Raw genomic sequence first — 23,231 nt, forward strand, 5'->3', positions numbered from 1 at the left:
GCTTTGAAAAAAGTTCTACAAATTATCGATCTGCACGTCAGTTTTCGGACATACGGCGGTTCAGTTCAAGCAGTACGCGGAGTGAATGTCGATGTATATGAAAAAGAAACCCTCGCCATTGTGGGAGAATCAGGCTGCGGAAAAAGTGTGACATCACAAAGCATTATGAGGCTTCTGCCTGCATACAGCGCGCAAGTCGATCAGGGAGAAATCTGGTTTCAAGACCGCAACTTGCTGTCATTATCTGAAAAAGAAATGCGCGCCATACGAGGCGTGGATATTTCGATGATCTTCCAAGATCCGATGACAGCACTCAACCCAACCTTGACAATAGGAGATCAGCTGATGGAGGCGGCGAAGGAGCATCAAAAGCTGACGAAAAAAGAAGTGAAAGAAGCCGCCATACAAATGCTTGATTTGGTTGGTATTCCGCAGCCAAAGGAGAGACTAAAGCAATATCCGCACCAATTCAGCGGGGGAATGAGGCAGCGGCTCATGATTGCCATGGCACTTATTTGTGAGCCAAAGGTGCTGATCGCAGATGAACCGACGACCGCGCTGGATGTGACCATACAGGCACAAATTTTAGAGCTGTTTAAAGAGATTCAGAGGAAAACAGGGGTTACCATTATCTTAATCACACACGACTTAGGGGTCGTAGCCCAAGTTGCCGACCGGGTAGCGGTCATGTACGGAGGGAAAATGGTTGAAACCGGAACAAGGCAGGATATTTTTTACAGTCCGCAGCATCCTTATACAAAAGGGCTCCTGCAATCCGTTCCAAGACTTGATATGAAAGATGAACTGATTCCGATTGAAGGAAGCCCGCCTGATTTATTTGCACCGCCAAAGGGCTGTCCGTATACCGATCGCTGCCCGGCTGCCATGAAAGTGTGTGATCATATCATGCCGCACGAAACGCAGCGGTCACCTACTCATACAGTGCATTGCTGGCTTCAGGATGAGCGAGCGAACCAAGCGATGTTATCTTCAACACAAAGGGGGAGTTTTTGATGAGGAAAAAAGGGTGGATCATCAGTATTTGTTTGTTTATCATCATACTGCTCGCTGGATGTACAGCCAATGAGCAAGCAGGTAAAGGATCATCAAGCAATAAGGATGAAAAGAAAGTATTAACCTTAAATAACGAAAACGAACCGACGTCATTTGACCCGCCGATTGGTTTTAATAATGTATCGTGGCAAGGTCTGAATAACTTAATGGAGGGATTAACGAGACTGAATGAAAAGCACGAACCATCTCCTGCAATGGCGGAAAAATGGGAGATTTCAGAGGATGGAAAAACATACACATTTCATTTAAGAGACGGCATCAAGTGGTCGAATGGTGACCCAGTGAAAGCGAGTGACTTTGAATATGCGTGGAAGCGTCTGCTTGATCCGAAAACAGGCTCATCTGCATCCTTCTTAGCATACATGATTGAAGGCGGAGAGGCATTTAACAGCGGAAAAGGAAAGAAAGAGGATGTAAAAGTCAGTGCTGAAAATGACAAAACGCTAAAGGTCACACTGGCATACCCGCAGAAATCGTTCTTAAATATGACCGCAAACCCTGCCTTTTTCCCTGTCAATGAGAAGGTAGCAGAGAAGGATCCAAACTGGGCAAAGGATGCCAAAACCTTTGTTGGGAATGGACCGTTTCAGCTGACACAATGGAAGCATGATGAGAGCTTCACTATGGAAAAAAGTGAGACGTATTGGGACAAAAAAACAGTCAAGCTGGATCAGGTAAAGTGGCTGATGATCAGTGATCGAAACACTGATTATCAAATGTATCAATCGGGAGATTTGGACACTGCCTTTGTCCCAGCAGAACAAAGTGAAAATTTGCTGAAAAATAAAGATGTGCAAATTGAAGATCAGGCCGGACTGTTCTTTTATCGTCTGAATGTGAACATGGAACCTTTTCAAAATAAGAACATTCGCAAAGCCTTTCAAATGGCGATCAACCCGCAAGATATCGTGGATTATGTCACGAAGAATAAAGAGAAGCCTGCCCGCGCCTTCGTTTCACCGGGGATTTTAGATTCAAAGGGTGAAGATTTCAGAGTAGCTGGCGGCGATCTTGTCAAACAAGATACGAGTGAAGCTGCGAAGCTATTAGAAAAAGGGCTGAAAGACGAGAACTATTCGAAGCTGCCGCCCGTCACATTAACATATAGCACAAAGCCTGAGAATAAGAAAAAAGCTGAAGCCATCCAGCAGCAATTAAAAGAAGCGCTGGGTGTGGACGTGAAGCTTGCAAACATGGAAGCGAATGTATTTGCAGAAGATCAAAAGGCGCTGAAATTCCAATTCTCGCAAAGTTCATTTTTAGCAGACTATGCAGATCCGATCAATTTCCTAGAGAGCTTCCAAACAGGGAATGCGATGAACCGGACTGGATGGTCAAACGACACCTATGATCAGCTCATTAAAAAGGCGAGCCAGGAAGCAGATGAACAAAAAAGAAACAGCATCCTTCATGATGCAGAGGCACTTCTCATTGAAGAAGCACCGATCATTCCAATTCATTTTTATAACCAAGTGCATTTGCAAAAAGAGGGCGTGAAGGGAATTGTCCGCCACCCTGTTGGGTATATCGATTTGAAATGGGCACAAGTAGATGGAGAGTAATTGAAGGAAAAGAGGAACACGGACGCTTTGAACAAAAGCGTCTGTTCCTTTATTTGTTCATGTTATGGAGAAGATGCCCATAGATTGTAAGAAATAAAGAGAAAGAGGGGATTGGCATGAACCAGCTGCCAGCGGCGCTTCAAACAGGGGATACGGTGGGGGTTATCGCACCAGCAAGCCCGCCTGATGAATTGAAATTAGCAAAAGGGATTGCCTTTTTAGAAAGCCTCGGGCTGAAGGTGAAAAAAGGGAAGTATCTTGATTCCCGGTACGGATATTTAGCAGGTCGTGATCATGAAAGAGTGGAAGATCTTCATGGCATGTTTCAAGATCCAGAAGTCAAAGCGGTTATTTGTGCCTGCGGAGGGTACGGAACCGGAAGACTTGCGGAAGTCATTGACTATGATCTCATTCGCCGGAATCCAAAAATCTTTTGGGGTTATAGTGACATTACGTTTTTACATACGGCCATCCAGCAGCAGACCGGCCTTGTGACTTTTCATGGTCCAATGCTTTCCTCTGATGTGGGACTTGAAGAGGTCCATCCGTATACGAAGGATACCTTTTTGCAGCTGTTTACGCCGAAGGCCTTTACGTATTCGCATCACTTGTCACCTCTTCATACCTTCTACCCCGGCACCGCTTCAGGGGACATCATAGGAGGGAATCTTGCCCTCATCGTGACAACACTTGGCACACCTTTTGAAATTGATACGAAGGGAAAGCTGTTGTTCATTGAAGATATTGACGAAGAGCCTTATAAAATCGATCGCATGATGCAGCACCTCACCTCTGCTGGAAAATTGGATGATGCGGCTGGATTCATCATTGGCGATTTTCATCAATGTGAACCAAAAAAGAAAGACCAGTCCTTAACGTTGGAACAGCTATGGGAAACCTATATTGTGCCGCAAAAGAAACCTGCACTTGGCGGCTTTCGGATCGGTCATTCATCACCCAACTTTGCCATTCCGATGGGCGTGCAGGCTGCACTAGATGCGGAGGGGAAAAAACTGCACATTTCCCCAGGGGTCGCAGCGAAAGAGGCGATTAAATGAAAATTGTGGATGTTCGTACATGCAGAACGAGTGTACCGCTAAAAAAGCCTTTCAAAACCGCTTTAAGAACGGTGTATGACGCAGCATCTCTGATCGTCATCATCACATATGATCAAGGTGACGTCAGCTACGGAGAGGCAGTTCCCACATCGGTGATTACAGGAGAAACGCTGGAAAGCATCGACTATGCCATCTGTGAAGTGATCAGACCCATTTTGCTAGGGGCTTCCTTGGCAGAGTATGAACAAATCTTTTCTGCTATGAACCGCGTGCTCGCAAGCAACACAAGCGCAAAGGCTGCAATCGATATGGCCATTTATGATGGTTTAGCAAAGCAGGCAGGACTTCCGCTTTATCAATACCTTGGCGGATATCGTCATCAGCTCGAAACCGACTATACGGTCAGTGTAAACCGGCCGCTTGAGATGGCGGAAGATGCGAAGCAATACGCAGCCGAAGGCTTTCAGACGTTAAAGGTTAAAGTAGGAAAAGATGATATACACACGGATATTCAGCGGATCAAGCGGATTCGAGAAAAAGTCGGTCCGGATATTCAGATCAGGCTCGACGCCAATCAGGGCTGGACGTGGAAGGAAGCGATCACAGCCATTCGAAAAATGGAAGCGCTGAATATTGAACTAGTAGAACAGCCAGTGCCGAAAGAAGATATTGAAGGTCTGCGCCGTGTGACAGAAGCAACTGAAACACTGATTATGGCAGACGAAAGCATTTTCAGTTTTCATGATGCCATTAGGGTGCTTGAAACGAGAAGCTGCGATCTGATCAATTTAAAATTAATGAAATCAGGCGGCATAAAAGAAGCATTAAAAATCAATGCCCTAGCCGAAGCATACGGTGTTCAGTGCATGGTTGGCAGTATGATTGAGTCAAAGCTTGGCATTACAGCAGCGGCACATTTCGCCGCAAGCCAGCCGAATATCACCCGCTGCGATTTTGATGCCCCGCTTATGCTGAAAGAGGACTTGATAGACGGAGGAATCGTGTACAAAGGAAAAGATATATTTTTACCGCTGCATCATGGGTTAGGCATTCAAGGGGTGAAAGGAGTCTCATGATGATATACGAATCAAAGGTTCCAGTCGCTAACGTATGGACAGCGCCGCATTCGCCGAGAGAAATCGATCAGAAGGTACTTCAGGACTCCATCAACATCAAAGAGTGGATTGACCAGCAAACATATGAAGAAAAGCTGGCTTTATGTGAAGAGAATTTGATTCAATCTCAAGTACTGCTCGGCGGACGAGTGATTGGATTAGAAGAGACAGCTGGCTGGATAAAAGTCGTCATACCGCAGCAGGCCAGCCGGAAACATCCGCAAGGCTATCCAGGCTATATACCTGCTGAGCAATTAACGCAAGTAACAGAGGGAAGTGCGTCAGCTGCATCTCTTATCGTTTGTCAGAAAAAAGCCACGCTATATCAAAACGGGAAACCAGATATGGAGATTAGTTTTTTAACAGAGCTGGCAGCAACCGAAGAAACAGATGATCAATTTCATGTTGTCACCCCAGTAGGAATAAGAGAAATCAACAAAGCGGATGTACGCCCAGGCTCACATGCTTTCTCTATGACCGGCAAAGATGTCGTAGACGCAGGAAAACAATTTATAGGCCTTTCGTATTTATGGGGAGGCATGAGCAGCTTTGGCTATGATTGTTCAGGCTTTGCTTACAGCATGTACAAAGCGTGCGGATATCTTTTGCCGAGAGATGCAAGTGACCAAGCAGTTCAAGGAACGCCGGTTACATCAAGCCATTTAGAACAAGGCGACTTGCTGTTTTTTGCAAATGAAAACGGAAAAGGAGCGGTCCGCCATGTAGGGATCTACGCTGGGAACGGGATGATGCTTCATTCGCCCAAAACTGGCAGACAAATTGAGCTTCTCTCCCTTTCTGGCACTTCATATGAAAAGGAATGGGCAGGTGCAAGGCGGTATTTACCAAGCGAGAGGAGGAGCGATCATGACAGTTGAACCACTCTTACAAGTAAACAACCTTAAAAAACATTTTCATCTATCGAAAGGGAGGACCTTAAAAGCGCTGGATGGTGTCTCTTTTCAGCTGAAACAAGGAGAAACCTTTGGTCTCGTTGGTGAGTCTGGCTGCGGCAAATCCACACTTGGAAAAGTGCTCATGCGTCTTTATGAACCTACAGATGGTGAAGCCTTATATGAAGGGAAAAGTCTTCACCACCTTTCTAAAAAAGAATCATTTGATTTCAACCGGCAAATGCAAATGGTCTTTCAAGATCCGTATTCCTCGTTAAATCCAAGACTGTCAGTAAAAGATATTATGCTGGAGCCAATGGAGATTCATCAGCTTTATGGCAGTCAAAAGAAAAGGATTGCCCGCGTGAAAGAACTGCTTGAAGCGGTAGGATTAAGCTATGATTTTGCTACCCGCTATCCGCACGAATTTAGCGGGGGACAGAGGCAGAGAATCGGCATTGCAAGAGCACTTGCCTTAGCGCCAAAATTTATTGTGGCAGATGAGCCGATTTCTGCACTAGACGTCTCTGTCCAAGCGCAGGTCGTGAACCTGCTGAAAAAACTGCAAAAAGAGGAAGGATTAACTTTTCTTTTTATTGCACATGACTTGTCCATGGTGAAATATATTAGTGACCGGATCGGTGTCATGTATTTAGGTCATCTCGTCGAATTGACGACGAGTGATGCATTATATCAAACACCGCTTCACCCATATACACAAGCCTTGCTGTCTGCCATCCCCATTCCAGATCCTGACGTAGAGGACAAGCGCAAAAGGTTTATTTTAAAAGGAGAAATTCCAAGTCCAGTGAACCCGCCAAGCGGCTGTGTATTTCGAACACGATGTCCTGCCGCGATGGATGTGTGTGCTGAAAAAAAGCCGACATTACAAGCGGTGGAAGAAGGACATGAAGTCGCCTGTCATTTATACAATAGAAAATAGGACAAGCCCGATAAAAAGCCAGCAAGTAGACAAACTGTTCTACATGCTGGCTTTTTTAGTGGATGAACGCCGAATAGGCAATGTACAGCATCTGAAAGAGCCGCCAGATTTAATAATTTCAGAAAAGTCCACTTTAATAACGGTGTACCCGTGAGCGGTTAATAAAGCATTTGTTTCTTGGTTGCTGGGCAGGCTGATCACTTTTTTCTGCCCAATGGATAAAACATTTGGTCCAAGTGTGAATTGCTCTTGTTCGCTGATTTCAATCAAATCATAATACGTTTTGAGCAGCTGGAGATCCTTTTGCTTGAACGCGTCAGGATAAATGATTATCTCGTCATGAGACAGAATATTCATCACACAATCAAGATGCAAAATGTGAGGAGGAAGGTGAATCGGAATGATGTCATGATCCGGCAGTTCCTTTTTTAGCTGGTAGATAGCGGCTGAACTAGTTCTTTTGCTCGTGCCAACAAACACACGCTTCTGATCCACAAGCACATCGCCGCCTTCAATCGTTCCGTCTGTCAAGGTGACAGCTGACCACCCTTTTGCGTGTGCCCATTCTTTTAGGTATTGTTCTTCCCCTTGCCGTACCGGAGCGGCCATACTTGAAACAAACAGTGTCTGTCCAATCGTAAACCCAATATCCCGAGTGAAGACTTGCTCAGGGAAGCGTTCATTCGCCGGGAGCAGGATAGGCCGTACTTGATGATCTTTAAGGGTTTGGATCAATTGCTTATGCTGAGCGACTGCTTTCATTTGAGAAATATTTTCTTTCGCAAAATGTTTCTGGGTTTCGTTAATAATTTGTTTGATTTCCATATAAATAGGACTGCATAAAAGAACTTCTTCTAAATCGTCGTATTCATTCATGCATTGCGGCATTTTGTATAATTGCTCTGCTCTCATAGAATCCATCAAATGGCCTCCTTGTTCATTCATAGTTCTATTATTCCTTCTTCTAGCCATGGTTGAAACATTTCCGAAAGAAAATCTCTCACATAAGACTAAAGCAAAAAGTTTAGACAAACCTAAAAGAATAGTGTTTAATAAAAGTCGTTCCGCATCCACGAAAACAGCAAGAAGGAGCTATGATGATGAGTGAAGAAAATTTCAAATACTGCAAGGAATCGAAAGTTGTTAAAACCAGCAGGGTATTCCCTCTCGATACGAATAACCACCAAACGTTATTTGGCGGCAAATTAATGAGTTATATAGATGACATTGCCTCCATCTCGGCAGCAAGACACAGCCGCAGTGAAACGGTCACAGCTTCAATGGATTCTGTTGACTTTTTAGAGCCGATTGGACAAAAGGAGTCAGTATGCTTGGAATCCTATGTCACATGGGTCGGTACGTCTTCTATGGAAGTGTTCGTCAAAGTCATTAAAGAAAACTTGATGTCTGGAGAGCGCAGACTCGCAGCGACTTCATTTCTGACATTTGTCTCATTAGATGAAAACGGAAAGCCTAAACGAGTCCCGCAGGTGATGCCGGAAACAGAGGAAGAAATCATGCTTCATCAAACAGCGAAGCAGCGGGCAGAGGAAAGAAAAAGCCGCCGAAAGCATAGTAAGGCGCTTGCTGACGCACTTGGGACAGATAAGCCTTGGGCGTAAAAATCACCCTTTAAGCGGTGATTTTTTTCTGTGCCAGTATCTTGCATGGCAAGATAGTGTATGATAAGATAAAGCTATCTTGTGATGCAAGGTACTGGAATCGGAGGAACAATCATGACAACATCCACACAAATGCTAAAAGGAATTTTAGAAGGCTGTCTGCTGTCGATTATTTCTGAGGGCGAAATTTATGGGTATGAAATGACGAAGAAGCTCGCGCATTATGGGTTTGATCAAATTAGTGAAGGCAGTATCTATCCGATTTTGCTGCGTATGCAAAAGGAACAGCTGGTGACCACCGTAACAAAAGCGTCAGCGAGCGGTCCGAAAAGGAAATACTATACGCTCACACAAGCGGGAGAACAAGCGCTCACAGAGTTTATTGACCGCTGGAATGAGCTTTCAAAAAATGTAAACCGCTTATTACAAAAAGGGAAGTGAGATTATGGTATCAAAAGAAACAAGACACATTCTACTAGAGCTGCAACTTTATCTCATATCAAAGGGAAAAAATCAGGATGAAATCGATGAGCTGATGGATGAACTGACAGCACATGCGGTTGAGGCTGAAAAAGACGGCAAAACAGGTGAGGATGTGTTCGGAGGAGATCCGCGGAGCTATGCTGATGAACTGGCAAAAGAGCTGTCAGGAAACCATAAAGACTGGGTGCCATTCGTCAGTGCTTTCTTAATTGGATCGCTTTTTTATATGATCTTATCAGATGCAATCAGCCAAAACTTATCCTATTCTTGGTTTGCTTTAATTGGATATCCGCTCGTTTTAGTGGCCAATGTCATCATGATCATTGTGATGTTTAGAGCGTCTGCCTTTCAAACAAGCAGCCGGGTATTTCTTTACTTTTGGATGTTAGGAATCTTTCAGCTGACAGCGATGGTGACAATCAAACTATTGGATCAAAAGGTCGGCACACCACTACTTGTCCTTACTTCTGGCCAGAGGTGGGGCGTCATTCTGCTCATGCTGCTATGCATCGTTGTATTCAATGCAATCTTAAAGGCGAATGTCGTTTCATTGATTCCGATCATCTTTTTCGGACCGCAGCTCATCTTCGAATGGATTGGCTGGACGTCACCAAGTGTGATTTTGCTGCAAAGTCTGCTATCTATTGTGATTTTAATAGGGCTTATGCTCATTGTCCTGCGCCGGGCAAATAAGAAAAATGAAAATACGAATGTAAACTGAGCACATCTCATACAATGTGCTTTTCTTTTTCTAAAAAAATGTAGAAATGGAATTGTGTTTTTCATTACAATGGGGAGAGGACAAAAATGAAAAGGGGTTCTGTTTTTGGATATCGTATGGGGATATGTACTCGTTTTTGTATTGGCTGCTTTGCCTTTTTTTGAGGTGATTGGTGTCGTTCCATTCGCAATCTTAAGTGGGCTGCATCCTGTGACAACGGCTGTAATTGGATTCATCGGCAACTTTCTCACAGTTTTGCTTCTCATTGTGTTTGTGGACCGGTTTAAAGCATGGTGGTTAAAGAGAAAAGAAGAGAAAGGTGATGAAAAAGGCGAGAAAAAGCAGCTGCGGGCGAGAAAAATTTGGGAACGATACGGTCTGCCTGGATTAGCGCTCATTGGTCCTTTTATCATCGGCAGTCATTTAGCGGCCTTGATGTGCATGAGCTTTGGAACGAAAAGAAAGCAAGTCGCGGTGTGGATGACCGTCAGTTTAATGATGTGGACAGCGCTGGCTGCAAGTTTAACCGGTGCGGGCTTCCATTACTTTGCCCCAGATTCAAATGGGTTGTTCGGAGATATTTTTAGCAAGTAAAAAAGGGGGGATTATCAATGACAGTTCAAACAAGAACAGTATTTGAAACAGAGCGCCTGAAACTGAGAACGATGAATGAACATGATGCGTCATTTTTATATGACGAGCTGTTCCAAGATGAAGAAGTGATGAAGTATTATCCTTCTTTGAAGGATGAACAGCAGACAAAAGAGTGGATTGCATGGAATCAAAAAAATGACCGCATGTACCACACCTCGCTATGGATCATTGAAGATAAAGAAACAAATGAACGTCTTGGACAAAGCGGAATTGTTCTGCAAAATATCGAAGGACAAACGGAGCTTGAGATCGGATATATGCTAAAGAAAGCGGCGTGGGGAAATGGCTATGCTGCTGAGGCTGCAAAAGGCTGCCTTACCTATGGATTTGAAGAAATGAAGGTCAGACGAATGGTCAGCCTAATTCGTCCTGAGAATGAAGCGTCGGTGAAGGTCGCTTTAAAAATGGGCATGAAAAAAGAAAAAACCATTTCAAAATGGGACCAAATCATTGATGTATACAGCATTACCCGTAACGGAGAAAACGGCTCGCTTACCGATTAAGCAGAGCCGTTTTTTTATGCACGCTGTTCTAACTGAAGCAAATATTTCTTCCGTTCAATCCCCCCGCCGTAGCCTCCAAGCTCACCACTTGTTTGAATCACGCGGTGGCAGGGAATGATAATCGCCAATTGATTCGCACCATTTGCATTACCAACGGCACGAACCAAATGCGGATCGCCCAGTTTCGCGGCTAGATCACGATAGGATCTCGTTTCGCCTGCTGGAATGAGTGAAAGCTGCTCCCACACCTTCATTTGAAAAGGGGTGCCATGTAAGGAAAGCTGTACAGTAAACTTGGTCAGCTTTTTCTCAAAATATAAAGCCAATTCCTTTGCTAATTGCTGATGGACGTTTGTTTCTCCAACTAAAATGCGGGCATGATGCTTCTTTCTTAATGTTTCAATTTCTTTTTCGAGTCCCCGCCTGTCCATAAACTCCAGTAAATACACATGTGTGGCATCTGTCACACTCATCATGCGCCCGATCGGTGTAGAAATAAAATTAGCATAAAGAATGTGAATCTGCGCTTTTTTAGGGGGATTTCCCATGATTTTCGTAAATGCATCATTGAAGGCGCTTGAAGATTCATAGCCGAAAGTGACCTGCTGATCGATTACTTTTTTTCCGTTCAAAATTTCTTTAAAGGCAAGTCCCATTCGGCGAGATCTTGCATATTGTACAAAGGTCATGCCGTAAATGTCTTTAAATTTTCTTCGAGCTGTGGCAGAGTGAATCCCTAATTGGCGAAAGTCCTCTTCCTTCCAGCGTTTCTCAGGATTTTTTTCTACTGCTGAAACGAGTGTTTTGACTTCTTCAGGAATGCTGTTCGGGTATGTTAATGGTGTGCAGCGCTTGCAAGGGCGATACCCTGCCAGCAGTGCTTCCTCAGCTGTAAAGAAAAACTCACAGTTTTCAAATTTTGGCTTTCTAGCCGTACATGTGGCATGACAGAAGATGCCGGTTGTCTTAATACAGGCAAAGAATGTGCCGTCATATTGCGGATTCTTGTCAACAAGTGCTTGATAAAATTCATGTTTTTGTTCATCGGTCATCATCATATGAATCCACCTCTTAATTTTCTATAAAATGTTTTTCAGCATTATTTGGAGTACAACGGATGATCTGTAAATGCATCATCCTAAAGTTGAACGTTCATCACATCAATCTGATTTTATTATATCAGCGGTGTGATCGTTGCTGTACCCGGAATAGATCCTTCTCCCTCGTATAACAAATCAAGCATCATAAACGTGTCAATCTCCTTCTTTTCTCATTTTTTACTTAATGTTTTAGTTCATATATTTTAGCTGCTTCTGTTTCATTTCTTCATAAAATGCTTCAACTTCTTGTTCGTAAAGTGCGGTCTCCATGTCCTTGTATTTACGCTTAATCGTCAATGTCATAAAAAATAAATGAATTGTCATATACGCTCGTTTCCTTTCAGTTCGCAGCATGTGAAACAGCCCGCAGATCTTCTTTATCAGTTGACCTGTTTCTAACCCTTAGTATACGGAGGTCCCATAAAATTTCTTTCGAAAAATGAACAAGTATATTTACGTGTGGCAAGCAAAGCGGTAGACCGGTATTTCGGGGTGTGATACAATTTTGACACACAGAATCTGCTTTAAGTCAGATCTGTTTATTAAGAATTGGTTTTCTAGGGTTCCGTGCGGGTGGCGCAGTCTGGACCGAGAGAAAACACATAAGGTCTACAAAATAGACCGTATGTACACGGAGGGATAAAAGCCCGGGAGATTTGATCAAACGATCGATTTCCGGGCTTTTTTTGTTGGTTGGAATCGTTCAGAAAGGAAGGATTAGATGAAATGGGGAAATGTCTTTATTGCGGCGATCTTTGAAGTCGGCTGGGTGATGGGGTTGAAATATGCTGACTCTTTATTGGAGTGGGCCGCAACCATCGTTTGTATTGTCGTCAGCTTTTATTTACTCCTGAAAGCCACGACTGTACTGCCAGTTGGCACACTTTACGCCGTTTTCACCGGACTTGGGACAGCAGGTACTGTCATAGTAGGTATGGTAATGGGTGAGCCGGTACAGCTAGTGAAATTACTTTTAATCATGGTGCTTTTAAGCGGTGTATTAGGGCTCAAACTGACCACGGGTGAAAAGAAAGGGGAGACTGAATCATGAGCTGGCTTTTACTCATTGGTGCAGGCATTTTAGAAATGCTTTGTGTCACCATGATGAATCAATTCCAGAAAGACCGGCATGTCAAATGGATTTTATTCATTGCAGCTGGATTTTCGCTGTCCTTTCTCATGCTCTCTCTTGCGATGAATACAATTCCGATGGGAACGGCATACGCCATTTGGACTGGCATTGGAGCTGCTGGAGGAGCCATTGTCGGCATGCTGTTTTACGGTGAGTCGAAGGACGCAAAACGTATTTTCTTTATCGCACTGATTTTATCTGCGGCGGTCGGGTTAAAAATCATTGAATAAGAAAAGGGTGGCATCTGTCTGCCAGCCTCTCGATGTAGACAAACCCTCGCATTCTTTGTCAGGGCTGCAAAGGTTTTCTATCACGCGTTAAAAGTAGAAAAAGGGCTCAAATAAAAATCATTTGAGCCCTTTTTTGTTACATCGAATGATGATTGGAATCGTTTTCATTTTTGCGGTAAAGCTGACTCACTAGAAGAAAACAGACACCAAATGTGAGTAAAGGAATGAGTCTCTCACCGGCTATAAAAAGATAAATACCTGTGATCAGACATACGATGCCGAGCCAAAAGCTCACTTTACCAAACAAAGTCATGCTTTTCATCTCCATCACTCCTTTTGTGATAAAAGGTCTACTCATATTATATCACGCTAGGTGCGAAATTGAATGAATATTCAATAAAAAATAGACTCTTCATTGCTTTTTCTCTTTCCAGTCCAGTATAATATTTCATTAGAATGAAAACGTAAATGAGGTCATGATACATGAGAACATTGATTACAGAGAAACTTGAATTACACAGACAAAAGCACGAGCAAAAAGGCAGATTACTTGTCAGCTGCCCGGATCAGCCTGGTATTGTATCAGCTGTTTCTTCCTTTTTATTTGAGCACGGAGCGAACATCATTGAATCGAGCCAATACACAACCGATCATGAAAGCGGCCGGTTCTTTTTAAGAATTGAATTTGATTGGAAAGACATCTCGGCGAATATGGATCAATTGAAAAATAGCTTTGAGCCAATCGCAGCATCATTTCAAATGACGTGGAGCATGTCGCGTGCAAGTGAGCTTAAAAAGCTGGCAATCTTTGTCTCAAAAGAGCTTCATTGTCTGCATGAGCTTCTATGGGAATGGCAAAGCGGAAATTTAATGGCTGAAATCGCAGTTGTGATCAGCAATCATGAAACGGCAAAAGATACAGTAGAAGCACTCGGAATCCCATTCCATTTTGTAAAGGCGAACAAAGACATTCGCAAAGAAGCTGAAAAAGAGCAGCTCGCCTTATTAGAAAAGTACGACATTGATGCGGTTGTGCTTGCCAGATACATGCAAATTTTAACGCCTGGATTCATTGAAGAGCATCCGAACAAAATCATTAATATTCATCATTCCTTCCTGCCAGCATTTATTGGTGCAAACCCCTACAAGCGGGCATATGAGCGGGGAGTCAAATTAATTGGTGCGACTTCTCATTATGTCACCAATGATTTAGATGAAGGACCGATCATTGAACAGGATATTGAGCGTGTAGATCACCGGGATGATGCGGAAGCCCTGAAAAATATTGGCCGGACAATTGAGCGCAGTGTGCTTGCACGTGCTGTCAAATGGCACCTTGAAGATCGAATTATTGTTCATGAGAATAAAACGATTGTCTTTAATTGACCGCTTGACTTTTCTTTAGCAATTGGTGATAATATAAAAAAATTAACGAGCGTTGAAAAGGAATAGTAAGCAGGAACTGGTGCGTAAAGAGAGCAAATGATGTGCTGAAACATTTGCCGCAGACAGCTGCTGAACCTGCCCTTTGAGCCTTAGAGGAAAAATCTAAGCGCGTGCCTGGCGTTACAGGAGTTGAGTGGAATAAGCAGATCGCATGCTTATTCAATGAAGGTGGTACCACGGAAAATCCCTTTTCGTCCTTTACATAAGGAGAAAAAGGGATTTTTTTGTGCCTAAAGGTATAGCGGAGGGAATCAAGGATGAAAAAGCAAAGGATCGTCATAAAAATTGGCAGCAGTTCATTAACAGAGCAAAAAGGAGCCATTGATGAACAAAAGATGCGGGATCATGTAAGAGCCATCGCAAAGCTCAAAGAAGCAGGTCATGAAATCATTTTAATTTCGTCAGGAGCCGTTGCAGCAGGATTTGGCAGCTTAGGCTATCCATCAAGACCTGTGACCTTAAAGGGGAAACAGGCAGCTGCCGCCGTTGGTCAGGGCTTGTTAATGCAGAAATATACAGAGCTTTTTTCACAGTTTCACATGACACCTGCTCAAATGCTTTTAACACGTAATGACTTTTCAGATCGAACAAGATATCGAAATGCTTACGCAACGATGATGGAGCTGCTGGAAAGAAAGATTTTGCCGATCATAAATGAAAATGATTCAGTCTCCATCGAGGAGCTTACCTTTGGGGATAATGACATGCTGTCAGCTCTTGTCAGTGGATTAATCCATGCAGACCAATTGATTATATTAACAGACATCAATGGCATTTATGATGCAAATCCAAATGAGCATCCTGAGGCGAAGCGGTTTGATGTCCTGACCCACATTTCAGAAGAATTGTTTTCATATGCAAAGAGCACCGGTTCAAAGGTTGGAACAGGCGGAATGAAATCGAAGCTGTCTGCTGCACAAACGGCACTTTCACTTGGCGTGAAAGTCTTCATTGGCACAGGCACTGGGGAAGACAAACTGCTTCGCATTCTTGCGGGGCAAGGCGATGGAACGTATATCGGTGAACAGGATTTATCAGCCGTGAACAACCGTCGTCAATGGATTCAATTCCACTCACCGGTCTCTGGAAAGATCATGATTGATGCAGGAGCAGAAGCGGCGATTTTGCATAATGGCAGAAGCCTTCTTCCGGCAGGAGTCATTGATGTCGCTGGTGACTTTTCTAAAGGAGAAGTCGTAGAAGTCGTCGGTCCAAACGGATTAGTTGGTAAGGGACAAACCTTGTACGCCTCCGATGAGCTTCTCGGCATTAAAGGAATGCGAAGTGACGAGCTTTCAAAAGAGAAGCCTGAGGTCATACACCGAGATCACTGGGTACAGCATGTACAAAACTGAGGAGGGAATACGATGAATGAAGTTCTTGAAAAAGCAAAAAAAGCAAGTGCAGCCAAAGATCAGCTGCTTCTAAAAACGACGGAACAAAAAAATGCTGCCCTGCACGCCATCGCGAGTGCACTAAAAGCATCTTCAGCTTATTTAATAGAGGAGAACCTAAAGGATGTTCAGGCTGCTGAGGAAAAGCAGTTCACGCCATCTGTCATTGACCGGATCACACTCACGGAAGAGAGAATTGAAGCCATTGCAGACGCGACCCTTCAACTCATTCAGCTAAAAGACCCAATTGGTGAAACGTTAGAAACCATTCAAAAAGAAAACGGCCTGCTCATCGAAAAGGTCCGTGTACCGCTTGGAACGGTTGGAATGATTTATGAAGCAAGACCAAACGTGACAGTCGATGCTGCGACCCTTTGCTTGAAAACTGGAAATGCTGTGATTCTGCGCGGAAGCTCATCTGCTATTCATAGTAATAAGGCAATTGTAAAGGTGATTCATGAAGCGCTTCATACGACGGATATTCCAGTAGACAGTGTGCAATTGATTGAAGATACTGGCCGTGAAACGGCGAAAACGCTGTTCACCTTAAATGAATACCTGGATGTCCTCATTCCGCGCGGCGGGAAGAATTTAATTGATCTTGTCGTGAGAGAGTCAACTGTGCCGGTGCTTGAGACAGGTGCAGGAAATTGTCATATCTATATTGATGAAACAGCAAAAAACGAAATGGCTGAGCGGATTGTGCTGAATGCCAAAACCCAGAGACCATCTGTTTGTAATGCGATCGAGAGCATTGTCATTCATGAAACATGGGCAAAAACATACGGTGCTTCGTTATTTGAAGCCCTTCAATCAAATGGGGTAGAAATACGCGGTGATGAAGCCGTTTGCGCGCTTGCTCCTAGTGCTGCATTAGCGACAGCAGAGGACTATGCAACGGAGTTTTTAGCACCGATCGTCAGTATTAAAATTGTAGAAAACATAGAACAAGCGATTCAGCATATTCAAACATATAGCTCTAAGCACTCTGAAGCGATCATTACGGAAAACGATGAGCATGCAGCCCTTTTCTTAACAGCTGTCGATGCTGCCGCTGTTTATCATAATGCCTCTACTCGTTTCACAGATGGCTTTGAGTTTGGCTATGGAGCGGAAATAGGAATTAGTACACAAAAACTTCATGCAAGAGGGCCAATGGGTCTGCCAGCCTTAACGTCTGAAAAATTTGTCATTCGTGGTCAAGGACAAATAAGAGAATAACGAATTTAAAAGAGAGTCTTGTGACAACAGGCTCTCTTTTTCCTTTCATTTTTGTATTTCTCCGGTCAAGTATGATAAAATATGGTAATGTTTTATATTTTGAGAAGATTGGAGAAGGCAACGTATGGCGAAAATCATTCCCTCTTCGGATATTGGAGTGAAAATCAACAAGTGGTATGAATTAATCCGCAGATTTGATTCAGAACAAGCAGAACAGTTAAAACAGGAAATTCGCACCTCTCTTGATTCAATGGAAGAAGATCAGAATTTGCTTCTCTATTTTTCTTTAATGGAATTTAGGCATGAGGTCATGCTCGATTATTTAAAGCCATTAAAGGAAGGAAAGCTTCGCGCCAACTTTTCCGAGCTTTCGAAAGAAATAGATGAGCATCAAACGCATGTTACAGGCATGCTTGAATACTACTATCATTTTTTTAGAGGCATGTATGAATTCGGGCGGAGGGAGTATATTGCTGCCATATCGTCTTATCAAAAGGCAGAGCACAAGCTTTCTTTTGTATCAGATGATATTGAACGTGCGGAATTTCATTTTAAAATGTCAGAAATATATTATCACATGAAACAAACACATATCTCGATGCACCATGCTAAACTAGCGCTGGATGTTTATGTTCAGCATGAACTGTATGCGCTTCGCACAATTCAGTGTGAATTTATTGTGGCTGGTAACTACGATGATATGAGAAGGCATGAAAAAGCATTACCACATCTCGAAAGAGCACTTGCGAGATCAAGAGAGTTTCAGAATGTGCGTTTTATTGCCTCCTCTTTGTTTAATATGGGCAACAGTTATTACCGAATGGGAGACTTGACCCGCGCACTCGAATTAATGAAAGAATCCATCTCGTTATTTGATCAAAATCAATCCGATCATCTTCGTCGATCTATAGACCCTCTTTATACAGCCGCTCAGATATTATACAAACAAGGAAAACACGAAGAAGCATTACACTACAGAGAAGAATGTATGAAGCGAGCAGAAGCTCTTCAAGATGACATTCATCTTCAGAAAACCATATTTCTAGAAGCATTGTATTTAAGACAAGATGCTGAGCATATCAAACGAATTTTCCATTTTTTAGAGTCTGTCTATGCATATCCAGATATAGAGGAGCTGGCATTAGATACCGCAAAGTATTATAATGAAATGGGGGATTATGAAAAATCTTCCATGTTCTATGGGGAAGCGGAACATGCTCGAATCTATATTCAGAGAGGGGATTGTTTATATGAATTTTAAAAAATGGGCAGTCGTCTGTACAAGCATCACCATTATGGCATTGTGGCTGGCAGCAGCAAATGCCGACCCAGATAACAGAAACCATACGCTGGAACAACCGAATCCGCAACATGACACGATCTAAAAGCCCTTGTTAAAGGGCTTTTTTTACTGCCTAAACACCATTCTGCGGGACATGCTCATAAAAAGGAAACGAGGAGGAAAACTTAAAAAAGAGTATTTATTGATTGACTCTACAATTTAAATTTTGTACAATTCAATTGTAGGAAATATTATTGGAGAGAAAGAGGGTTATATTCATGTCAGACGTTTTATTTACAGCAACGGTATCAGCTGTCGGAGGAAGAGAAGGTAAGGTTGTTTCAACAGATGGTGTACTTGAGCATGATGTAGCAATGCCTGGAACACCAAGAGCAAAAAAAATTGAAAAAGCAACAAATCCAGAGCAATTATTCGCAGCAGGCTACTCTGCATGTTTTGATTCAGCCCTTCAAATGGTAGCAAGACAAGAGCGTATCCGTTTTGAAAGTGAAGTAACAGCACATGTCAGCTTATTAAAAGACAGTTCAGATGGCGGCTTCAAACTAGGTGTTCAATTAGAAGTAAAGGGAACTGGAATTGAGCAGTCTGCATTGGAAGAACTTGTTCATAAAGCGCACGGCGTATGCCCATATTCAAAAGCAACTCAAGGAAACATCGAAGTAGAACTAGTAGCTGTCGCACAATAATAGATATCAATAAAAGGCTGAGGGAACATTCCCTCAGCCTTTTGATTGTGTTAAATTTTGCAAAAGCTCATGTAAAGAGGCACGCAGTGTTTTTAGCTCTTCTTCCGATCTTCCTGTCCCAGTCAGCATGTGAGACGGAATCGCAGTGGCCTTTTCTTTTAGCTGCTCTCCATATTCCGTTAAACGAATTTGCACAGACCGCTCATCCTCTTTCGAACGTTCTCGGATAATGAGTCCGTTTTGCTCCATTCGTTTCAGCATGGGCGTGAGTGTACCGGAGTCTAAATAGAGAAGCTCTCCCATCGTTTTCACATTTAATGTTCCATGCTCCCACAATAAAAGCAGTGCCAAATATTGCGGATACGTAATGTTTAATTCTTCTAACAACGGTTTATACTGCTTCGTCATCTCTCGTGAACTTGCATATAACAAGAAACAAAGCTGGTTTTCCAGCTTCATATGTTCAAATTCATTTGTCATGTCAGTCACCAACTATTTTTTGTCATACTTATCATTGTATAAGATTTTCTTCCTTTTTAAAATAAATACAGACGAAAAATGAAAAATTCTTCAATGTGCCATAAATGTTTGAGAAATGAAGAGAACGTGAAAAGGATGAATAGATGGAGGAGGAGATTGAAGATGAAACCATTATTCACAGCAAAAGTAAAGGCGCAGCATGGAAGAGCTGGACATGTTCGTTCAGAGGATGGTGTGCTCGATCATAACATTGTCATGCCTAACGCTAAGAAAGATGGAGAGACTGGTACAAACCCAGAGCAATTATTTGCAGCAGGCTATGCAGCTTGTTTCGGAGGAGCACTTGAGCAGGTAGCCAAGAAGCAAGGGATAGAAATAGAATCGGAAGTAGAAGGACATGTCAGTCTTTTAAAAGATGAAAGTGACGGCGGCTTTAAGCTTGGCGTAAAGCTAATTGTATCTGCGAAAGGTCATGATCATGACAAAGTGAAAGAGCTTGTCCATGCTGCACATGAATTCTGTCCATATTCAAAAGCAACAAGAGGGAACATTGAAGTAGAGCTTGAAGTGGCTGAATAAAAAAGTTTTCTATCACGCTGAAAAGAGAAACACCTGCTGATGAGCAGGTGTTTCTTTTTTAATATTCTTTCTTTTGTTCGTATGCTTCCCATGCTTCAAATGGCGCAAGGGTTTTTTGAGGTGTCAGCTTGTAAAATGGTATATTTCTTGATTCGTATTCTTTGTTGATTTCTTCATAAATAAATGAGTCATCAAAACCAGAATCCGCTGCATCCTGATGCCCAGCGGCAAAATACACAGCTTTTGGTCTAGCCCAGTAAATAGCGCCAAGGCACATCGGACAAGGCTCGCAACTTGTGTATAGAGTGCAGTCTTCTAATTGGTATGTATTCAGCGTCTGGCACGCCTTTCGAATGGCTGTGACTTCAGCATGTGCGGTTGGATCATTTGCTGTTGTTACGTTGTTGCTGCCCTCTGCAATAATCTGACCATCCTTGACAATGACTGCTCCAAAAGGGCCGCCAGTACCACTATTGACTCCTTCTACTGCAAGATCAATTGCTCGTTGTAAAAAATCTTCGTGATTCATTGTCTTCCTCCCTTTGTTCGACTGACTTCTCTAGTATAAACGAATCATGCTAGAAAAGAAATCATCATAGCAGGAGATCGAACAGGCCAAATTACGCATAAAAAACCCCTGCCGCGTTCAGCAGGGGAGAGACATTCAATTAAGCGTGCTGCGCCAGCTTTTTACGAGCGACTTCAGCAGCTGTGACCATGTTTTTCAAAGCAGCAATGGTTTCAGGCTCTTGTCTAGTTTTTAGACCACAATCCGGATTCACCCAGAAGCGATCTGTTGGACAAACGTTCAGCGCATCATCAATGATCTCGCTCATTTCTTCAACAGATGGAACGCGCGGGCTATGGATGTCATAAACGCCTAGTCCAAGTCCTTTCAAATACGGGTGTTTTTCTAAGTAATCGAGGAATCCGCCATGACTGCGTGAATGTTCAATTGTAATCACGTCAGCATCCAAGTCTTCGATTGTATCGACAATATCCTCGAAGTTACTGTAGCACATATGTGTATGAATTTGTGTTTCATTTTGAACGGATGATGTAGATAAACGGAAAGACTCTGCTGCCCAGTTTAAATATTCTGCCCAATCACTTTCTTTGAGCGGAAGTCCTTCTCTTAGCGCAGGCTCATCCACTTGGATCACTTGAATACCAGCTGCTTCTAAAGCTTCTACCTCTTTACGCAAAGCGAAAGCAATTTGGAAAGCAATGTCTTTGCGAGAGATATCCGTTCTTGGGAAAGACCAGTTTAAGATGGTAACAGGTCCTGTCAGCATGCCCTTGACTTTTTTCTCTGTTAAACTTTGTGCGTATACCGTCTCTTTCACTGTCATTGGCTCTGTAAACTCTACATCTCCATAAATGATTGGCGGCTTCACGCAGCGTGATCCATAGGATTGTACCCAAGCAAATTTTGTAAAGGCAAATCCGGCTAGCTTCTCACCGAAGTATTCAACCATGTCTGTACGTTCAAATTCCCCATGTACGAGCACATCCAGACCAATTTCTTCTTGAATATCAATCCATCGTTTTGTTTCTTTCTTAATAAACTCATCATACTCTGCATCTGTCCACTCATTTTTGCGCCACTTTTGACGAGCACTGCGCACTTCGGCAGACTGCGGGAAACTGCCAATTGTTGTTGTTGGAAGAAGCGGGAGCTCAAGAGATTCGTTTTGGATACGAAGGCGTTCTTCAAAGGCAGCTGGACGTTTAAAATCTTTCGATGAAAGATTGTTGCGTTCCGCTGTTAGATCCGCATTTGTTCCTTTTGCGAACTCTTTTAAGGTAAGAAGTGCTTGTGCTGCTTCGTTAATATCAGCATCAATGGCAGCTGCTCCTTTTGTTAAACCTTCTTTTAGTAATGTCAATTCAGCCAGCTTTTCAGTGGCATAAGACAGTCCGTTTAATAGTTTTTCTTCAAGCTGTTCGCTTGGGTGTTTGGCAACTGGCACATGCAGCAAGCTGCTTGATGGCTGCAGCCACACTTCTTTCGGCTGAACGTCAGCAATGACTTCAGAAATAAAGGATAATCTTTCGCCAAGGTCTGATCTCCAAATATTTCTTCCATCAATGACGCCTGCTGCTAAAATTTTATCTTTCGGGAAACCGTGCTTTTTCACTTGATCAAGGTTGCGCCCTTGATCATGGACAAAATCAAGACCAATTGCTTCAACAGGATATGTGACAAGCTCTTCATACGCATCTACTGAATCAAAGTATGTTTGAAGAAGAATGTTCAAGCCAGGTACGGCTTCTTTGATCGTTTGATAAATTTCTTTTACGGATTTTACGTCTTCACTGGAAGCTGTGACAAGTGCAGGTTCATCAATTTGAACCCATTTGACGCCTGCTTCTTTAAGTTCTTTTAAAAGCTGAGTATAAAGCGGCACTAGACGCTGCTGGATTTCTTTCACTTCATTTGCTTCATAACCTTTAGAAAGTGAGACAAATGTATATAGACCAAGTACAACCGGTTTTGTTTCAACACCAAACGCCTTTTTCACCTTTTCGTAAGCTTCAAGCGGCTTGTTGTGTGTGAGTTTAAATTCTGTGCTTTTTTCGTATTCTGGAACGATGTAGTGATAGTTTGTATTAAACCATTTTGTCATTTCACTTGAGACGGCATCTTTTGTTCCTCTTGCCATCGCGAAGTATGTATCTAGCGGGTCTTTTAAGCTGCGGAAGCGCTCTGGAATCCAATTGAACATAACAGCGGTATCCAGCACGTGATCATAGAAGGTAAAGTCTCCAGAAGGAACAACATCAATTTGTTGATCGATTTGTGTTTTAATGGCAGTTAAAAATTGTTCATCCAGTGTGCTTAAGAGGGTTTCGCGGTCTGTTTGACCTTTCCAGTAAGACTCAAGTGCTTTTTTCCATTCTCTGTTTAAACCAATGCGCGGAAAGCCTAGATTACTTGTTTTAACAATTGTCAATTCCAATTCCTCCTCTAAATATAAAAAGACATTTACGCTCATGATCATGATTGATGAGGTAAATGTCTGGTTTAA

At 42.9% G+C, this 23,231-nt stretch carries 27 protein-coding genes, 1 riboswitch and 1 other annotated feature; of the genes, 20 read left to right on the forward strand and 7 right to left on the reverse strand.

Features of this window, described 5'->3' with window-relative positions:
- The first annotated feature begins 3 nt into the window (after positions 1-3).
- From NSS65_RS06545 to NSS65_RS06570, 6 genes are all read left to right on the forward strand, one after another.
- Complete coding sequence (locus tag NSS65_RS06545; RefSeq protein WP_044331813.1) at positions 4-1,014, forward strand: ABC transporter ATP-binding protein; 1,011 nt, start codon at positions 4-6, stop codon at positions 1,012-1,014.
- The gene (locus NSS65_RS06550) at positions 1,014-2,636 is read left to right on the forward strand and encodes a peptide ABC transporter substrate-binding protein (protein WP_070325749.1); all 1,623 of its coding nucleotides are present in this window, start codon (positions 1,014-1,016) and stop codon (positions 2,634-2,636) included. Before NSS65_RS06545 ends, NSS65_RS06550 begins: the two co-directional genes overlap by 1 nt.
- A 116-nt stretch (positions 2,637-2,752) precedes the next feature.
- Entirely contained in the window at positions 2,753-3,694 is a 942-nt protein-coding gene (locus NSS65_RS06555) for an LD-carboxypeptidase (protein ID WP_070325750.1), read from the forward strand.
- On the forward strand, positions 3,691-4,770 hold the full coding sequence (locus NSS65_RS06560; protein ID WP_034281494.1) for a dipeptide epimerase: 1,080 nt from the start codon (positions 3,691-3,693) through the stop codon (positions 4,768-4,770). The genes NSS65_RS06555 and NSS65_RS06560 overlap by 4 nt, the downstream gene beginning before the upstream one ends.
- Complete coding sequence (locus NSS65_RS06565; RefSeq protein ID WP_070325751.1) at positions 4,770-5,687, forward strand: C40 family peptidase; 918 nt, start codon at positions 4,770-4,772, stop codon at positions 5,685-5,687. The genes NSS65_RS06560 and NSS65_RS06565 overlap by 1 nt, the downstream gene beginning before the upstream one ends.
- Positions 5,677-6,645, forward strand: a complete 969-nt coding sequence (locus NSS65_RS06570; protein ID WP_041116397.1) for an oligopeptide/dipeptide ABC transporter ATP-binding protein — start codon at positions 5,677-5,679, stop codon at positions 6,643-6,645. The genes NSS65_RS06565 and NSS65_RS06570 overlap by 11 nt, the downstream gene beginning before the upstream one ends.
- Before the next feature lie 39 nt (positions 6,646-6,684).
- Here the strand turns inward: NSS65_RS06570 and NSS65_RS06575 are convergent, their stop codons facing one another.
- Entirely contained in the window at positions 6,685-7,566 is an 882-nt protein-coding gene (locus NSS65_RS06575; protein ID WP_046310717.1) for a dimethylarginine dimethylaminohydrolase family protein, read from the reverse strand.
- Positions 7,567-7,745: 179 nt separating this feature from the next.
- Here NSS65_RS06575 and NSS65_RS06580 point away from each other — a divergent pair, with 179 nt between their 5' ends.
- From NSS65_RS06580 to NSS65_RS06600, 5 genes are all read left to right on the forward strand, one after another.
- Positions 7,746-8,267 carry an acyl-CoA thioesterase gene (locus tag NSS65_RS06580; RefSeq protein WP_008346212.1) on the forward strand — a complete coding sequence of 174 codons (522 nt, stop codon included), beginning with the start codon at positions 7,746-7,748 and terminating at the stop codon, positions 8,265-8,267.
- Between the two features lie 114 nt (positions 8,268-8,381).
- Entirely contained in the window at positions 8,382-8,708 is a 327-nt protein-coding gene (locus tag NSS65_RS06585) for a PadR family transcriptional regulator (protein ID WP_034281498.1), read from the forward strand.
- A gap of 4 nt (positions 8,709-8,712) precedes the next feature.
- Positions 8,713-9,471 (forward strand): NADH dehydrogenase, encoded by a 759-nt coding sequence (locus tag NSS65_RS06590; RefSeq protein WP_046310720.1) that lies wholly within the window; start codon positions 8,713-8,715, stop codon positions 9,469-9,471.
- A 105-nt stretch (positions 9,472-9,576) separates the two neighbouring features.
- Positions 9,577-10,065 (forward strand): small multi-drug export protein, encoded by a 489-nt coding sequence (locus NSS65_RS06595; RefSeq protein WP_025092307.1) that lies wholly within the window; start codon positions 9,577-9,579, stop codon positions 10,063-10,065.
- A 17-nt stretch (positions 10,066-10,082) separates the two neighbouring features.
- Entirely contained in the window at positions 10,083-10,628 is a 546-nt protein-coding gene (locus NSS65_RS06600; RefSeq protein ID WP_065214278.1) for a GNAT family N-acetyltransferase, read from the forward strand.
- A 14-nt stretch (positions 10,629-10,642) separates the two neighbouring features.
- On the opposite strand, the gene NSS65_RS06605 is transcribed toward NSS65_RS06600, so the two are convergent.
- Both NSS65_RS06605 and NSS65_RS06610 read right to left on the reverse strand, forming a co-directional pair.
- On the reverse strand, positions 10,643-11,686 hold the full coding sequence (locus NSS65_RS06605; RefSeq protein ID WP_070325752.1) for a trifunctional transcriptional activator/DNA repair protein Ada/methylated-DNA--[protein]-cysteine S-methyltransferase: 1,044 nt from the start codon (positions 11,684-11,686) through the stop codon (positions 10,643-10,645).
- A gap of 231 nt (positions 11,687-11,917) precedes the next feature.
- Entirely contained in the window at positions 11,918-12,052 is a 135-nt protein-coding gene (locus NSS65_RS06610; protein WP_070325753.1) for a YrzI family small protein, read from the reverse strand.
- Between the two features lie 222 nt (positions 12,053-12,274).
- Positions 12,275-12,384, forward strand: a riboswitch (guanidine-I (ykkC/yxkD leader).
- 65 nt (positions 12,385-12,449) lie between these two features.
- On the opposite strand from NSS65_RS06610, the gene NSS65_RS06615 reads away from it, so the two are divergent.
- Both NSS65_RS06615 and NSS65_RS06620 read left to right on the forward strand, forming a co-directional pair.
- A complete protein-coding gene (locus NSS65_RS06615) occupies positions 12,450-12,779 on the forward strand; it encodes a multidrug efflux SMR transporter (protein ID WP_041116412.1) in 330 nt (109 codons plus the stop codon).
- Positions 12,776-13,090 carry a multidrug efflux SMR transporter gene (locus NSS65_RS06620; RefSeq protein ID WP_024424636.1) on the forward strand — a complete coding sequence of 105 codons (315 nt, stop codon included), beginning with the start codon at positions 12,776-12,778 and terminating at the stop codon, positions 13,088-13,090. Before NSS65_RS06615 ends, NSS65_RS06620 begins: the two co-directional genes overlap by 4 nt.
- 136 nt (positions 13,091-13,226) lie before the next feature.
- Here the strand turns inward: NSS65_RS06620 and NSS65_RS06625 are convergent, their stop codons facing one another.
- Positions 13,227-13,412: a hypothetical protein gene (locus NSS65_RS06625; protein WP_034281503.1), complete on the reverse strand. Its 186-nt coding sequence runs from the start codon at positions 13,410-13,412 to the stop codon at positions 13,227-13,229.
- A 161-nt stretch (positions 13,413-13,573) separates the two neighbouring features.
- Between NSS65_RS06625 and purU the strand changes: the two genes are divergently transcribed.
- The 6 genes from purU (at position 13,574) to NSS65_RS06655 (ending at position 19,140) form a co-directional block, all read left to right on the forward strand.
- On the forward strand, positions 13,574-14,476 hold the full coding sequence (gene purU / locus NSS65_RS06630) for a formyltetrahydrofolate deformylase (RefSeq protein WP_034281504.1): 903 nt from the start codon (positions 13,574-13,576) through the stop codon (positions 14,474-14,476).
- Positions 14,477-14,519: 43 nt separating this feature from the next.
- Positions 14,520-14,738: a binding site (T-box leader), on the forward strand.
- A gap of 55 nt (positions 14,739-14,793) precedes the next feature.
- Positions 14,794-15,891: a glutamate 5-kinase gene (proB, locus tag NSS65_RS06635; protein ID WP_034281505.1), complete on the forward strand. Its 1,098-nt coding sequence runs from the start codon at positions 14,794-14,796 to the stop codon at positions 15,889-15,891.
- 12 nt (positions 15,892-15,903) lie between these two features.
- Complete coding sequence (locus tag NSS65_RS06640) at positions 15,904-17,151, forward strand: glutamate-5-semialdehyde dehydrogenase (RefSeq protein ID WP_065214280.1); 1,248 nt, start codon at positions 15,904-15,906, stop codon at positions 17,149-17,151.
- A 124-nt stretch (positions 17,152-17,275) separates the two neighbouring features.
- Positions 17,276-18,412 carry a Rap family tetratricopeptide repeat protein gene (locus tag NSS65_RS06645; protein WP_034281507.1) on the forward strand — a complete coding sequence of 379 codons (1,137 nt, stop codon included), beginning with the start codon at positions 17,276-17,278 and terminating at the stop codon, positions 18,410-18,412.
- The gene (locus tag NSS65_RS06650; protein ID WP_024424642.1) at positions 18,402-18,536 is read left to right on the forward strand and encodes a hypothetical protein; all 135 of its coding nucleotides are present in this window, start codon (positions 18,402-18,404) and stop codon (positions 18,534-18,536) included. The genes NSS65_RS06645 and NSS65_RS06650 overlap by 11 nt, the downstream gene beginning before the upstream one ends.
- Positions 18,537-18,711: 175 nt before the next feature.
- Complete coding sequence (locus tag NSS65_RS06655; protein ID WP_041116420.1) at positions 18,712-19,140, forward strand: organic hydroperoxide resistance protein; 429 nt, start codon at positions 18,712-18,714, stop codon at positions 19,138-19,140.
- Between the two features lie 33 nt (positions 19,141-19,173).
- On the opposite strand, the gene NSS65_RS06660 is transcribed toward NSS65_RS06655, so the two are convergent.
- Positions 19,174-19,620: a MarR family transcriptional regulator gene (locus tag NSS65_RS06660; protein WP_024424644.1), complete on the reverse strand. Its 447-nt coding sequence runs from the start codon at positions 19,618-19,620 to the stop codon at positions 19,174-19,176.
- 162 nt (positions 19,621-19,782) lie between these two features.
- Here NSS65_RS06660 and NSS65_RS06665 point away from each other — a divergent pair, with 162 nt between their 5' ends.
- Positions 19,783-20,199 carry an organic hydroperoxide resistance protein gene (locus NSS65_RS06665; RefSeq protein WP_034281509.1) on the forward strand — a complete coding sequence of 139 codons (417 nt, stop codon included), beginning with the start codon at positions 19,783-19,785 and terminating at the stop codon, positions 20,197-20,199.
- A gap of 58 nt (positions 20,200-20,257) precedes the next feature.
- On the opposite strand, the gene NSS65_RS06670 is transcribed toward NSS65_RS06665, so the two are convergent.
- The gene (locus NSS65_RS06670; protein ID WP_034281510.1) at positions 20,258-20,728 is read right to left on the reverse strand and encodes a nucleoside deaminase; all 471 of its coding nucleotides are present in this window, start codon (positions 20,726-20,728) and stop codon (positions 20,258-20,260) included.
- A 139-nt stretch (positions 20,729-20,867) separates the two neighbouring features.
- Positions 20,868-23,156 carry a 5-methyltetrahydropteroyltriglutamate--homocysteine S-methyltransferase gene (gene metE / locus NSS65_RS06675; protein WP_046310735.1) on the reverse strand — a complete coding sequence of 763 codons (2,289 nt, stop codon included), beginning with the start codon at positions 23,154-23,156 and terminating at the stop codon, positions 20,868-20,870.
- Between the last annotated feature and the right edge of the window lie 75 nt (positions 23,157-23,231).

The organism is Bacillus sp. FSL K6-1006, from assembly GCF_038593175.1.
Lineage (GTDB): Bacteria > Bacillota > Bacilli > Bacillales > Bacillaceae > Bacillus > Bacillus safensis.